The 13,934-nt window shown below is 75.7% G+C and carries 10 protein-coding genes; 4 read left to right on the forward strand and 6 right to left on the reverse strand.

Going from position 1 to position 13,934, the window contains the following annotated elements:
- Positions 1-145 precede the first annotated feature (145 nt).
- From LC193_RS28875 to LC193_RS00325, 3 genes are all read left to right on the forward strand, one after another.
- On the forward strand, positions 146-1,786 hold the full coding sequence (locus LC193_RS28875; protein ID WP_264086248.1) for a hypothetical protein: 1,641 nt from the start codon (positions 146-148) through the stop codon (positions 1,784-1,786).
- A gap of 263 nt (positions 1,787-2,049) precedes the next feature.
- Positions 2,050-4,890 carry a helix-turn-helix transcriptional regulator gene (locus tag LC193_RS28880; RefSeq protein ID WP_404819323.1) on the forward strand — a complete coding sequence of 947 codons (2,841 nt, stop codon included), beginning with the start codon at positions 2,050-2,052 and terminating at the stop codon, positions 4,888-4,890.
- Positions 4,891-5,268: 378 nt separating this feature from the next.
- Positions 5,269-6,312 (forward strand): porin PorA family protein, encoded by a 1,044-nt coding sequence (locus tag LC193_RS00325; protein WP_226070091.1) that lies wholly within the window; start codon positions 5,269-5,271, stop codon positions 6,310-6,312.
- Positions 6,313-6,390: 78 nt separating this feature from the next.
- Here the strand turns inward: LC193_RS00325 and LC193_RS00330 are convergent, their stop codons facing one another.
- Entirely contained in the window at positions 6,391-7,167 is a 777-nt protein-coding gene (locus tag LC193_RS00330; RefSeq protein WP_226070093.1) for a hypothetical protein, read from the reverse strand.
- Positions 7,168-7,283: 116 nt separating this feature from the next.
- Entirely contained in the window at positions 7,284-7,439 is a 156-nt protein-coding gene (locus LC193_RS00335) for a hypothetical protein (RefSeq protein WP_226070095.1), read from the reverse strand.
- A 314-nt stretch (positions 7,440-7,753) separates the two neighbouring features.
- Between LC193_RS00335 and LC193_RS00340 the strand changes: the two genes are divergently transcribed.
- Positions 7,754-10,315, forward strand: a complete 2,562-nt coding sequence (locus tag LC193_RS00340) for a polysaccharide lyase family 8 super-sandwich domain-containing protein (RefSeq protein ID WP_226070097.1) — start codon at positions 7,754-7,756, stop codon at positions 10,313-10,315.
- A 52-nt stretch (positions 10,316-10,367) separates the two neighbouring features.
- On the opposite strand, the gene LC193_RS00345 is transcribed toward LC193_RS00340, so the two are convergent.
- The 4 genes from LC193_RS00345 to LC193_RS00360 all read right to left on the reverse strand — a co-directional run bounded on the left by LC193_RS00345 (position 10,368) and on the right by LC193_RS00360 (position 13,708).
- On the reverse strand, positions 10,368-11,351 hold the full coding sequence (locus LC193_RS00345; RefSeq protein ID WP_226070099.1) for an NAD(P)/FAD-dependent oxidoreductase: 984 nt from the start codon (positions 11,349-11,351) through the stop codon (positions 10,368-10,370).
- A gap of 190 nt (positions 11,352-11,541) precedes the next feature.
- Positions 11,542-12,063: an SRPBCC family protein gene (locus tag LC193_RS00350; protein ID WP_226070101.1), complete on the reverse strand. Its 522-nt coding sequence runs from the start codon at positions 12,061-12,063 to the stop codon at positions 11,542-11,544.
- A 2-nt stretch (positions 12,064-12,065) separates the two neighbouring features.
- Positions 12,066-12,383: an ArsR/SmtB family transcription factor gene (locus LC193_RS00355; RefSeq protein WP_226070103.1), complete on the reverse strand. Its 318-nt coding sequence runs from the start codon at positions 12,381-12,383 to the stop codon at positions 12,066-12,068.
- A 113-nt stretch (positions 12,384-12,496) separates the two neighbouring features.
- Positions 12,497-13,708, reverse strand: a complete 1,212-nt coding sequence (locus LC193_RS00360; protein ID WP_226070105.1) for a glycoside hydrolase family 64 protein — start codon at positions 13,706-13,708, stop codon at positions 12,497-12,499.
- Between the last annotated feature and the right edge of the window lie 226 nt (positions 13,709-13,934).

Raw genomic sequence — 13,934 nt, forward strand, 5'->3', positions numbered from 1 at the left:
CCGCCACCGCTACGCTCCCGACGTCGTGCGGTCACTGCCTCAGCCCCCGAGCGGCGGGCCGCCCGGGCCGGACGGCGCGGGCGGTCACGAGCCGTGCGGTCTCCGCGCGTTCTGCCCCGACGCATCCGGGAGTTGATGGACCGGTATGGCCACTGCGCTTCTGCCACGGCTGGCCGACGGAACGGCCGCCCTGTTCGCCCGCCTCGGGCCGCCCGCCGGGCTCGTGGCCCTGGGCCTGCTGGTGTTCTCCGACGGCGGGGCCGGCACGGCGGCCGTGGGCTGGACCGCGGCCCTCGTCGCCCTCGCGCTCGGCGTGCGCCTGCTCGTCCCCTCCGTGCCGCGGGTCGGGAAACCCGAGGCCGCCGAGACGGCCGCCGCCGCGGCGCTCTCGGTGGCCGGGCTCCTGTGGGCCGCCCCCTCGCTCGCGGCCTGGGTGGCCGTCCCGCTCGCGGTGGGCACGCTCACCGCGTGGCACGCCGCGGGGCTGCACACGCGCGGCGCCGCCGCGGCGCACGAGGTGATGGTCCACGTGCAGCGGGGCATCGTCCACACGGCGCGTTCCCTGCCCGTGGTGCGCGCGACGGGCAGGACCGGCATCGTCAGGCTCCAGCAGCTGTCGACGGTCGACCGCTTCCACGATGTCTTCTTCGCGATGACGCGGCGCATGGTGCCCCGGGCCTGGCTCACCGAGGCGACGTTCTCGCCGGTGACCCTGCTCGCCGTCGTCCTGGTGGCGGGGGCCGCGCTCGGCACCCCGGAGGAACGGGTGCTGGCCTGCGCGCTGTTCGCGCCGGTGGCGGGCGTCTGCGCCGCGAAGCTCAGCGAGTCGGCGCGCGGCGCGCCCGGCACCCCGGACGCGCAGCGGCGGGCCGCGGGATCGCGCCGCGGCGACGGCCTGGTGCTGGCGCGGGCGCGCGCCGTGACGGGACCGCTGACCTCCGGCTCGCTGGGGCGGATGACGGCGAGTGCGGGGGTCACCGTGCTCGCCGAGGCGGCGGCCCTGGTGCTCGCGGCGGTGGCGCTCGGCCGCCTGCTGACGGAGGGCGCCGACGCGGCGGAGCCGTGGCTGCGGGCGCTGCTCCCGGTGGCCGCCGGCTACCTGGGGTCGCTGTGGTGGACGCTGGCCACCTACCAGTCCGCCGGGGTCGGGATCGCGCGGCTGCTGTCCCACCGCTTCCTCGACCGGGTGCTCGCGCTGCCCGACGCTCCCGGGGACGACGCGCGCGTGGACGCGCTGGCCCGGGTGGGCACCGCGGACGTGGTGACGACGTCGGGGCTGTTCGTGCACCACCTGCGCTCGATGGTCGGGGCGGCGCTGACGCCGCCGGCCGCGGTCCTCGCCCTCGCGGTCCTGGACTGGCGGGTGGCGGTGGCCGCGCTGTGCCTCGTGCCCTCGATGGTGCCCGCGGTGCTCACGCTGCGGACCGATGCCAGGGCCCTGCGCCACCGGCCGGTGGTGTCCGGACTCGCGCAGGGGGCGGGCGCGTTGGTGGTGTGCGCCGGGGCGGCCCTGCTGCTGGCGGACGTGGACGATCCGGCCGCCCTGCTGGCACCCCTGGCGCTCGGGGTGTGGTTCGCCGAGCCGGTGGGGCGGACGGCGCGCGCCTGCCGGGGCATGCGGGTGCCCCTGCGGTCGGCGGAGCGGCTGATGGCATTCCTCAACGAGCCGGGCGGACCCGGCGGATCCGAGCCCGCGGAGGCGGAGAGGCGGCACCCATCCCCAGGGGAACACCTTTCTACATATGATATGGACATTCCAAGGAACAGGCACGACGGCAAGAAGTAAGTGGCCGCATAAAACAGGACAGCTCGCCAAGGAAAACGAAACCAGCGGTCGGAAACGGTCACGGCGGGCCGTGTCCACCGGGCGCCGCGCACCCGCGCGACTCGCCTCCCACTTGCGGTTTTCCGCCCCCTCGCCCACCCGGTAATCATTGTTTCTTCCGGGCTTCATTTGATAGGGTTGTCGATCGCCTGACCCGCACGTCACGGCGACCAAAAGGGGCCTTGGTGAACACGTCGAAATCATATGATCGAGGCAATCACAAGGTGGGCGGACCGAACAGACGGTCGCCGTTGCGTCCGTTGCGGGGACGGGAAAAGCAGATATCCCACATCACCGCGGCGCTCCAGGCGGTGAGTCGCAGCGGCCATGGAAAGGTACTGCTGCTCGAATCCGGCCCGGGAACGGGGAAGACCCATCTCCTCATCGAGTCCGTCGGGCTCGCGGTCCGCGGGGGCATGGGGGTGGTGAGCGGCGTCTCCGCGGCCTCCGACGCGCTCTTCGGCGCGGTTCCCGCCGCGCTCACCGGGCACGTGTACCGGCTCGGCGCGGCGGACACCGCGTCAGCCGTCCCCGCGGGCGTCTCGTTCGCCAAGGAGATCCGCGCGCGCCTGCGCGAGGCGCTCGAACACGGCCAGGCCGTGGTCGCACTCGACGACCTGCACCTGGCCGACCCGCTCGCCCTGTTCGGCCTCGGCGACCTGATCGGCCAGCTCGGCGGGCACCCCGTGCTGTGGCTGCTCGCCACCGGCACGGGGAGTTCGTCCGCGCGCCATTCCCTCGGCGAGATCGGCCTCGGCAAACTGCCCGTGGAGCGGCTCCCGGAACTCGGACCGCTGTCGGGCCAGGCCGCCGCCGACGTCGTCGCCGACCACCTCGGTGCGCCGCCCAGCGCGTCGATCACCCTGCTCGCGGAGAGCGTCGGTGCCCGCCCGCGCGCGGTCATCGAGCTGGCCCGCGCGCTGCTCGCCGAGGGCGAGGTCCAGGTGTCCGACGGCATGGCCAGGCTGGTGGCCCAGCAGGTGCCCCCGCCGCGGCAGCCCGAGGCGGTCCGCACACCGGCGCCGGTGCCCGGCAGCTTCGCCACGATCGTCCGGCAGGACCTGCGGTCGCTCTCCCCGTTCACGACCAAGGTCCTCAAGCTCGCCGCCGTGCTCGGTTCCCCGTTCACCCCGACCGACCTGCTCGCCCTCCTCGACGAATCGCCCGCCGACCTGCTGACCGCGCTCGACGAGGCCATCGCGCGCGGGTTCCTGGTCTGCCGGGTGACCGACTTCGCCTTCCGCAGCGACGCGCTGTGGCGCGTGGCGCTCGACTCGGTGCCGCCCCCGATGCGGGCGCTGCTGCACCGGCAGGCGGCGACGATGCTGCTCTCCCGGCCCGACGGGGTGGAGGCCGCGGCCCTGCACGTGGCGCACGTCGCGGAGCCGGGCGACATCGAGGCCGTGCGGATCATCGCGCGCGCCGTGGACCGGATGCTCGCCTCGCAACCGCTGACCGCCGCGGCCCTCGCCCGGCAGGGCATGAAGCTGCTGTCATCCGATCAGCCGGAGTGGACGCGCCTGGCCGCCGCGGCGGCCGAGGCCCTGGTCCGGGCGGGGGACGCCGGCCGGGCCGCGGAGTTCGCGCAGGACGCGGTGGGCGAGGTGGCCGCGTTCGCCCGGGAGCGGGCGGCGGCGGCGCACACCGACGCGGTCGCCGCGTTCCGCACCTGGTTCTCCGTGGCCCTGCTGATGAAGGGGAAGGCGCACGAGGCCGGGCGGATGGCGGGCGACGCGCTGACCGCCGGGGCCGGGTCCCGCGAGGACCGGGAGCGCGCCGAGTCCTCCCGGCTGGCGGCGCACTGCCTGACCGAGGGGCCGGCCGCCGCCGAGCACGCGGAACGGCTGCTGGGCGGCAGGACCGAGCCGCCGCGGACCGTGCGGGCCGGCGCGCTGACGGTGCGCGCCCTGGGCCGGTGGCGCGAGGGCCGCGCGGCCGAGGCGATCGGCATCCTGCGGGAAGCGGCGGAGCTCGACCGGCTGCCCCAGGTCATCAGGCTGCTCGATCCGCGCTGGCTGCTGGTGCCCATGCTCACCCGCGCGGGCGAGTTCGAGGAGGCGCTCGACGTGGTGGGCGCCGCGGCGCGGCTCGTGCCCGTGCCCGCCAGGACCGCGGTCTCCGCGCTGCTGCGCGCGCCCGTGCACCTCGCGAACGGCCGCCTGGGCGAAGCGGACGAGGACGCCCGTTCCGGGTTGGCCGCCGGCGAGGGGCTGTGCCTGCCGATGCTCGCGCCCCAGGCGTGGCGGGTGCGGGCGCTGGTCGCGTTGCGGCGCGGCCTGCTGGGTGAGGCGGAGGCGCATCTGAGCGCCCTCCAGGACTGCTGCCCGCCGGACTCCGCCCGGCCGTGGCGCGCGATGCGGCAGCTCCTCGGCGCCCAGATCGCGGAGGCGAGGAGCGGCCCCGCCGCCGCGGTCGACCACCTCTGCGGCGTGTGGGCCAGCGCCGAGGCGCGGCGCGAGCTGCTGCTTGAGGACGTGGCCGCGGCGGCCGGGTGCGTCCGCTGGGCGCTTGAGGCCCACCGCGAGGACATCGCCCGCGCCGCCGTGGACACGGCCGAGTCGCTGCGGCGGGACAACCGGGACCTGCGGGGCCTCGCCGTGGCCGCGGCGCACGCCAGGGCGCTGTTCGACGGGGACGCGGAAGGGCTGGCGCAGGTGGGCCGCGCCCACCGCGACCCGTGGGCCAGGGCCGCGGCGGCGGAGGACCGGGCCAGGCTGCTGCTCGCGCACGGCGACCGCGAGGCGGCGATCTGCGAGCTGGAGCGTTCGATGAACGGCTACGGCGCGCTCGACGGCGAACGCGACGGCGCCCGCGTGCGGCGGGAGTTGCGGCACCTCGGCGTGCGGCGGCGGCACTGGAAGCACGCCAAGCGCCCGATGTCCGGCTGGGACAGCCTCACCAAGGCGGAACGGCGTGTGGCGGAACTCGTGGCCGGCGGGCTGACCAACCGCCAGGTCGCCAGCCAGCTGTTCGTCTCGCCGCACACGGTCGGTTTCCATCTGCGCCAGGTCTACCGGAAGTTGGGGCTGCGCTCGCGCGTGGACCTGATCCGGCTGCGCTCGTGACCCGGCGGTCCTGGCGCCGGGTGCGCGGCGGCTCGGCCCCGGGCCACGGCGATGCCGCCCGGGAGCCGGCCGCCGGCCTCGTAGCGCGGGTACGGCACCCCCCGGTCGGTGCCGCACCAGGCCGCCGCGGCCCGCCCGTTGGCCTCGGCACCGGTCCCGTCAGGAGGCGTGCGGCACCCGTTCTCCCGGCCGAAGACAGGCTGCTGCGCGCCGCGCCCGGGCCGCCCGGGGGCGCGTCCCGGGCCCCGGGGGCGCGCGCCGCACACCGACAGGTCTCAACTACGTTGCGTTCACGATGACTTATTGACCGCTCGTCGGGCCGCTCACTAAGTTGACCCAGCCGCGCACGCCGTTGTGCGCCCGCAGTCGGGAGACACCATGCGAAGAAGCACCTGGATTCTTTCCGGAACGGCCGTCGTGCTGGTCGCCGCCTCGGCCGTGACCCGGTTCGCTGTGTATCCGGCCGTGCACCAGATCCCGTCCGACACCGACACCACCTTCGTGTACTCGGGGACGGCCTCGCTGCTCAACGCCCCCGCCATCGAGGCCGGGGACCTGGCCAACGCCTTCCTCGCCGACGTGCCGGTGACGGTCGAACGCCGGGTGCAGGTCGTCGACACGGACGGCGGCGTCGCCGTGGTGAGCGACGACGTGGTGGTGACGGGACCCGACGACGCGGAACTCTCCGGCACCAGCCACCGCTGGGCCGTGGACAGGACCGACCTGGAGAACCGCCCGGCGCCCGAGGGCAGCGAGGCGGAGGAGCACCAGGGCCTCGTGATCTCCTGGCCCCTGGACCCCGAGGAGCGCGACTACACGTTCTGGGACCCGACGACGGGCGTCGAGGCACCTGCGGTCTACGACCGCACCGAGGACGTCGAGGGCCGCGAGGCGTATGTCTACGAGATCGAGGCGGCGGGCGAACTGGCGGACCAGGCCATCGCGGAACGGCTGCCCGCGCAGCTGCCGCGCGATGTCCTGGTGGGCATCGCCGGCGCGCTGGGCGAGCAGGGGCCCGACCCGGCCATGCTCCAGGCGCTGCCCGAGCAGGTGCCGCTGTCGTACGCGGCGACCACCCGCCGCGTGGCCTGGATCGACGCGGAGACCGGCTCGGTGCTCAACGGCACGCTCGAACAGACCATCGTGGCCCAGGCGCCCGGCCCCGATGGGCCGGTACCGCTGGCTCCCGTCAACACGATGACGGTCGAGGGCACCGAGGAGACGGTGGCGGACAAGGCCGACGACGCCGCGTCGGCCGCGAACCTGCTGTGGCTGGTCCGCCTGGTCATCCCGCTCGGCCTGCTGATCCTCGGCGCCGCCCTCGTGGCCCTCGCGGTGCTCGGCGAGGTGCGGGCCAGGCGGCGGACGCCCCCGGGCGACGGCGCGGGCGCCGCGCCGGCCCCCGGTCCGGCCGCCGGCTGACCGGCGCGGGCCCGCCCGCTCCGGCAGGAGCGGGCCGGGGCCCGGGCCCGGCGCCTCGCGAACGCGCGACGGGGTGGGTCAGGTCGCGGTGACCAGCACCGTGTCCTCGCCCCGGTGGCCGACGCGCAGCGGCACCGCGCTGCCGTCCTCCACGCCGTCCAGCACACCGGGGTACAGCGCGGCCAGTTTGCCCAGCGGCCCGGCCTGTTCGTGCGGCCCCGCCGGGTGGTCCAGGTCGCCGATGGCGTCGAGCGCGCGCTCCACGCGCCCGCGCAGACCGCCCGCGGTGCAGACGAACGCGGGCAGGCGCTGCCGGTTCTGGTGCGAGACGTGCAGCTCCACGGACTCGCGCGCGTGGGCGGCGATGAGGAACTCCTGCACGTCCCCGTGCGCGAGGGTGAGCGGGGTCCTGAACACCAGCCCGGGCGCGAGGGCGAGGACCAGCCGCAGCATGCCGTACCGGTCGAGCCGGTGCGCCTGCACGTACAGGACGGCGCCCTCGGTGGTGAGGTGCTCGTCCAGGCCCCGCAGGTCGGCGCGTTGCTCCGGGCTCAGGCAGAGCAGGATGGCCGCCCGGCCGCCGACGCCGAGGTGCACAGGGGCGCCCGTGCGGTGGTTGAGGTCCTCGTAGCGGGCCCGGATCTGCACCATGCGTCCCGAGCCGAGCAGGTACGGCGCGACGTTGCGCTTGATGATCGAAGCGGTCTGGCTCGGCACGGCCACGGGCGGCAGCTCCCGGTCGCCCAGCCGGCGGCGGTGCGGGCCGCCGTCGGGAAGCCTGACCGGGCCTGCGGGCGGGCGGGCCGCCTCGTCCTGCGGTGCTGGGTGACTGCGACGTCGGCGGAACCATCCCACGGGACCAGCCTAACGTCCGCCCGCGCCGGCCTCCAGAAAACGGCGCGCATCCGCGGTCGGCCCCACGTGCGCACATGAACACCCGTGCACAGGGCGGCCGTTGGCGGCGGTGCCGGTCACCGCCGCGACCGCGGGCCGACCAGGGGCGGGCGGCGGCCGGGCCGGCGCGCGGGGTCGGACCCCGGCCGGGCGGCACCGGCGATGGCCGCCCCCCGCAGCAGGACGACCCCCATGGCCAGGAGCGCGACGAGGCCGTCACCCGCGTCGGTCATGCGCGCGTACAGGTCGCCGTCGTCGCGGTGCGCGCCAGCAGCACGCGCCGCAGGGGCATGGTCCGCGTCCTGCCGTTCCGTCGCACGGTCGGGCCTCGCTTCCTGGCCGCTTACTCACTCGCCCACTCCGCGCGCGGCGTCACCGGCCCGAGTGGGCGATCAGGCTACGGGGTCGGCGGGCTCCCCCTCGTGCCGGGCCCGCGCGTGCGGCCGGCCGGCGGCCCGGGCAGGACGTGGCGCGCGGGCTGGTGACAGAGCGGCGGCGCGCTGGTTGGATGCGCACACGCCGAGCGGTCGAGCCCTGGAGCGTTTCCGTGGACATCTCCCGTCGCACCCTCATGTCGGCCCTGCCCGCCGCGGCCACCCTGGTGGCCGGAAGCGGGCCGCCGGCGGCCCCTGCCGCCGGCCGGCGGCGCGACGGACCGGTCGGGCCGGGCGGCCGGGACCGGCTCCTGGCCAACGCCGACGCGCTCTTCGCCGGCGACACCGCGTCCAACGCGCGGGCCGAGGTGGCCGCGAAGCTCACCGCCATCGACACGGCGGCCAGGCGGCGGCTCGCGGCGCTGGACGGCGCGGGCCCGGGCGAGCTGTTCATGGGCACGCCGCTGGGGACCAGCGAGGCGAACCTCAACGCCTCGTTCCAGTACCTGTGGGAGATCGCGCTGGCCACGCGCGTCGCGGACGGCGGTCCCGCGTCGGACCTGCGGGGGAACACCGCCGTGCGGCGGCGCGTCCTCGACGGCCTGTCCTGGCTGCACGAGCACCACTACGGCGATCAGGAACGCGGCTACTACGGCAACTGGTTCACGTGGGAGATCGGCATCTCCTCCCACGTCAGCCGGACCCTGGCGCTGCTGCGCGAGGAGGTCGCCGCGTACCGGCCGGAGCTGACCGGCCTGTACATCGCGTCGATGGACGCCTACTTGCGCAACGGCAAGGACGGCGACGCCGACCTCGACTCGCGCTTCCACACCGGCGCGAACCTCGCGGACATCACGACCAACCGAATGCTCCAGGGCGCGGTCACCGGGGACGCGCGGCGCGTGGCCAAGGCCGTGGCCGACCAGGAGACGGTGTACGCGACGATCGACCCCTACCGGCTGCGGCACGGTGTCACGGACGGCTTCTACGCGGACGGTTCGTTCATCCAGCACGCGTCCGTGGCCTACACCGGCTCGTACGGCACGGCGCTGCTCGGCCGGGTCACGCAGACGCTCAAGCTCCTCGACGGCACGGGCCTGGCCGACGGTGACGTGCTCGCCGGCGTCCTGCGCGAGTGGGTGACGCGCGGGTTCGCGCCGCTGATCTTCGAGGGCTGGATGATGGAGGTGGTCAGGGGCCGCGCGGTCTCCCGGACGGCCGGCGGGTACGCGGCCGTCACGGCGGTCGCCGAGTCCGTCGCGGACCTCTCCGCCTACGTGCCGCGGGAGCAGGCCGCCGCGCTGCGGGCGTACGTGAAGCACCTGGCGGAGACCTCGCGCGTGCCCCCGGACCCCGGCGGTTTCGTCTCGCCGGTCAGCGTCGCGCGGTACGCCGGCATCCTGGCCGACCCGGCGGTGCCCGCGGCCGACCTGAACCCGCCCGCCCGGAGCCTGGCGTTCAACGCGATGGACAAGACGGTGCACCGCCGCCCGGGTTTCGCGTTCGCGCTGGCCCGCAGCTCCGACCGGATCAGCAAGTACGAGTACATGAACGGCGAGAACCTGATGCCCTGGTTCCAGGGGGACGGCGCGCACTACCTCTACCTGTCCGGCGAGGACCAGTCGGAGGCGTTCGGCGTGGACTACTTCACGGCCGTGTCCCCCTACCGGCTGGCCGGGGTGACCGCGCCGGCCGAGGAGCGCGGGACGGTGCCCGAGCTGTACGGGAACCTGTGGTACGACAATCCGGAACGCGGGTTCACCGCGTCCTCGGAGTCCCAGAACACGTACGTGTACTTCCCGCGCGGCACCAACACGTTCTCCGGCGGCGCGACGCTGGGCGCCTTCGGCGCGGCCGGTCTGGTCCAGGGCGACGACGCGGCGTACGCGGCGCGGCGGGCGGGGCTGCTGCCGGACGACTTCGTGGCGTACCGCAACGCGCGGGCCACCAAGTCGTGGTTCCTGCTGGACGACGAGGTGGTGGTGCTGTCCGCGGGGGTGGGCGACGACGCGGGCCGGGCGGTGACGACGACCGTCGACACCCGGATCGCGGACCCGGGGGCCGCCGTGTCGGTCACCGGCCGGCTGCGCGACGGCGCGCGCTGGGCGGGCACGGGCACGGCGCCCCTCGCGTGGCTGCGCTACGCCGACGCGGGCCGGGGAACGTCCGTGGGGTACGTCTTCCTCGCCGGCCCGCCGCCCACGGTGGAACGGGAGACGGTGGCGCGCAGCCGCCGGGTGGTGCGCCTGTCCAATCCGGACACGGTGGTGACCAAGCGGGTCTTCGCGCTGAGCGTCACGGGCGCGGCGGGCGCACCCGCCGCCTCGATGGCCTGGGCCCTGGTGCCCGGCGCGAGCGAGCGGCGGCTGGCCGCGTACGCGCGGGGGCCGCTGTCCGTCGTGGCGAACGACACGGGGTTGCAGGCGGTGCGGCACACGGGCCTCGGACTGCTCGCCGCGAACGCCTTCACCCCCGGCCCCCACCGGGCGGCCTGGCTCCATCTCGACGGCCCGGCGTCCGTACTGGCGCGCCGGACGCGCGCGGGCGCGGTGGAGATCGCGGTCTGTGACCCGACGATGCGGCGGGAGCGGGTCTCGGTCACGCTCAGGGGCAGGGCGAGGGCCGCGGTGGCCGCGGACGAGGGGGTCGACGTCGTCCGGGTGCCCGGGGGGACCCGGATCGAGGTGACGACCCGCCGGGCGCACGGCAGGAGTTTCACGGCGACGCTGCGCTGACGCCGCCGGCCCCGGCGGGGGCCGGAGCCGACGGCGTTCCCACCCGGGCGGTTCACCCCGCGGCGGCCTCCACCGAGGCGCCGTGCGCCTTCCGGTGGGCGGCGACCGCGTCGCGGGTCTCCTCGGTGACCAGGTCGGCGTTGATCTGGGCACCGGCGAAGGCGCCCGCCGCCGCGGAGGCGCCGACCTGGGCCGCCAGGTCGGTGACGTTGCCCGCCGCCCACACGCCGGGCACCTCGGTGCGGCCGGTGGCGTCGCTGGGCACGAACGTGCCCGCCGGGTGCTCCTCGGTGCGCAGGCCGAGCGCGGAGAGGAAACCGGCGCGCGCCGTCATCCGGGTGCCCACGACCACCACGTCGCGCGCCACCACGGAGCCGTCGCTCAGCCGCACGCCCCGCAGCCGGTCCTCGTCGGTCTCCAGGCCGGTCACCCGGCCCTCGACCACCCGGATGCCCCGGGCGGCCAGCTGCTCGGCCTCCTCGCCGGTGAACGGCGGCGCGGTGTGGGCGAACAGCGTCACGTCCTGGCTGAGCTGGCGGAACAGCAGCGCCTGGTGCACCGAGAACGGGCCGCCCGCCAGCACTCCGATGGCCCGGTCGCGCACTTCCCAGCCGTGGCAGTAGGGGCAGTGCAGCACGTCCCTGCCCCACCGCTCGCGCAGCCCGGGGACGTCCGGCAGTTCGTCGACGAGTCCCGTGGTCACCAGCAGCCGCCGGGCGCGGACCGCGGGGCCTTCGGCCGGCTCGACGACGAAGCCGCCGTCCGGCTCGCGGGCCGCGGTGACGACCCGGCCCTCGACGACGTGGCCGCCGTAGCGGCGTACCTCGGCGCGTCCGCGGGCCAGCAGTTCGCCCGGCGGCGTCCCGTCGTGCCCGAGCAGTCCGTGCACGCCGTCCGCGGGAGCGTTGCGCGGCTCGCCGGCGTCGATCACGAGCACCGATCGCCGGGCGCGGGCCAGCATGAGCGCCCCGTTGAGTCCCGCCGCGCCGCCGCCGACGACCACGACGTCGTAAGAACTCTTCCTCTGTTCCGTCATCTCGACCACCTCCACGGCCACCCTGCGCGACGCGGCGCCGTACGGCAAACGTGGTTGCCGTTCCGGCAAACCGGGGCGGTCGGGGCGGGGCACCGGGGGCCGGGTGCCGCGCCCCGCGCGTCGCGGGCGGGGCGCGGTGGTCACGCGGGCGCGCGCACCCGCGTTCCGGCGCAGCGGCCGGCGCGCGGTGTCAGCCGGCGGACGCGGCGCGGGCGTAGCCCTCCGCGAGCGCGGCGTAGTCCGGCTCGGCCGGGGCGTCGCCCGCCAGGTGGGCGCCGAGCCCGTCGAGCATCGCGTGCCATCCGACGCAGTAGTGCACGGCGGGCTCGGCCGCGAGCGGGCGGTGCAGCAGGACCAGCAGGGAGCCTTCGCCCTCGGGGGTGATCTCCCAGCGCACGACGGCCTCGGGCTCCCCGGGCCACCGCCAGGTGTGTTCGAGTCGGTGCGGCGGGTCGGCGACGAGGACCCGGCCCTCCGCGGCGCCCTCCTCGCCGAAGTCGTAGCGCGCGGTTGCGCCGGGGGCGGCGTCGAGGGTCACGCCCGGCATCCACCGCGCGCGCTGCTCCGGCTCGGCCAGGGCGGCCCAGACCCGTTCCGGCGCGTGGGCCAGCCGGCGTTCGAACCGGATCTGCCACGCCCCGTCCTGGCCGACGCCCAGGGTTCCGCGCCGGTCGTCGGCCGCGGGGGCCAGGTCCATGTCCGTCTCGGCCATCGTCATGCTTCCTTCCGCTGTTCATCGAGGTGCCGCACCAGGGAGTCGAGCCGGGACGCCCAGTTGTCGCGCGTGCGCGCGATCCAGTCGCCCGCCTCATCGAGTCCCGCGGGCCGCAGCCGGTACACCCGGCGCTGGGCCTCCCCGCGCCAGGTGACCAGACCGGCGTCGGAGAGCACGCGCAGGTGGCGCGAGACGGCGGGCCGGCTCACGTCGAACTCGGCGGCCAGCTCTCCCGCGGTCCGCTCCCCGGCGGCGACCAGTTCGAGCAGCCTGCGCCGGGTCGGGTCGGCCAGCGCCTCGAAGACCTTCTCTGACATCGCCCTTTTGTAACACGATCCTTTCGTAAGCCGCAAGTTACATAAGTGGGTGCTCCGGGACCAGCGGCCCCGGAGCACCCACCCGTGCGCCGTCCGTGCGGGCGGCCCCGCGCTCAGTCGTACGGCTCGAAGGTCATGGAGGCCCCGGCCGGATTCCCGTCGTGCACCAGCGACTCGTGCGCGCCGACGTCGTCGAACGCGAACGCGTACGCCTTGCCGTCGGCCATCTGCTCGTGCACGACCCTCGCGTAGTGGTTGGTGACGGCGTCGCGGTAGAAGCCGGAGCCGTCCTGGTCGGGCTGCTGCGCGTTGGTCAGCAGGGTGGTCCGGTTGAACGCGGCGCACAGCGTGCGGGAGATGGGGCCGCGCACCTGGTCGTTGGGGGCGTCGAGATGCTTGTGGCAGCCGAAGACGCTGTCCGAGTCCGGCTTCTGGAAACTGGTGACGACGTTGCCCGCGGCGTCGGTGAAGTGCATGACGCCGCCGGACACCCGACCGGTGTAGCGGGTGCCTGGCTCGTGGGCGAACGGCGTCACGGTCAGCGTCGCGGAGGCGTAGTGGCGCCACACCCGGTCGATGTAGTCGGCCATGGCGTCGGCCGGCACCCCGCCGGTCGAGATGCCGTGCCCCGGCGAGAGCGCGCGCACGGGCCGGCCGTCGGGCCCCTCGTGGATCAGCCCGCCCCAGCCCGAGGCCCGCAGCCCCTCGAAGACGGCGTGGTAGCCGCCGGGCTTGAGCGTGCCCGTGGTCCGCGTCTGCCCGGCGGCGTCGCGCACGCCCACCGAGTAGGGGGCGGAGAACATGTCCACCTGGGTGCTGTTGATCCACAGCCCGGCGTCGTTCAGCGTGTACTCGGACCAGTTGAACCTGATGTCGCGGTTGGGGTCGGTCGGATTCTGCACCGCGGGCTGCACCAGGCCGCCCTCGGCGAGGGAGAAGACGAGCTTCTCGCCGACGGAGAAGTAGACCCGGCCGGAGAACTTCGGCAGCCGGATCGTCATCGTCTGCCCGTCGGCGGGGCCCGCGATCGACGCGTCGGGAGCCGGCACCGGCGGGCTGCCGCCGGCCGGCCACGCGTGGAAGGTGCCCGCGGCGTCGGCCCAGCCCTGCCGCCCCGAGCTGAGCTGGGTGCCGAGGTTGTAGATGTAGACGGGCTCGGCGCGCCCCGAGTTGTTGGTGATGGTGAGCGGGATGGTGTCGGGCACGGCCTGCGCCATGGTGTCGGGCACGGCCTGCGCCTCGGGGGCGGGCCCCCAGGCGCCGACGCCCGCGGCGACGGCCAGCGCCGCGGCCACGGACGCCAGAACTCTTGGCAAGCGGAACACCGCTTCCTCCTCCTGTCAGCCGGTCCCGGCCGGGGTGGGCGGCGCCGCCCACGGGCCCGCCCCGCCGGTGATGAGAGCGCTCTCAGCGAGAGCGCACTCACCGTCGCGTGGGGCGTTGCGGCTGTCAATGCGTCGGGGACGGATCTCCATGCGCCCGTCACAGGCCGGGGCCAACACCTCCGTGATCTGCACGCGGCGCGCGGGGGCGGGCGCCCGGGCGGGCGCG

Source organism: Streptomyces marincola, assembly GCF_020410765.1.
Classification (GTDB): domain Bacteria; phylum Actinomycetota; class Actinomycetes; order Streptomycetales; family Streptomycetaceae; genus Streptomyces; species Streptomyces marincola.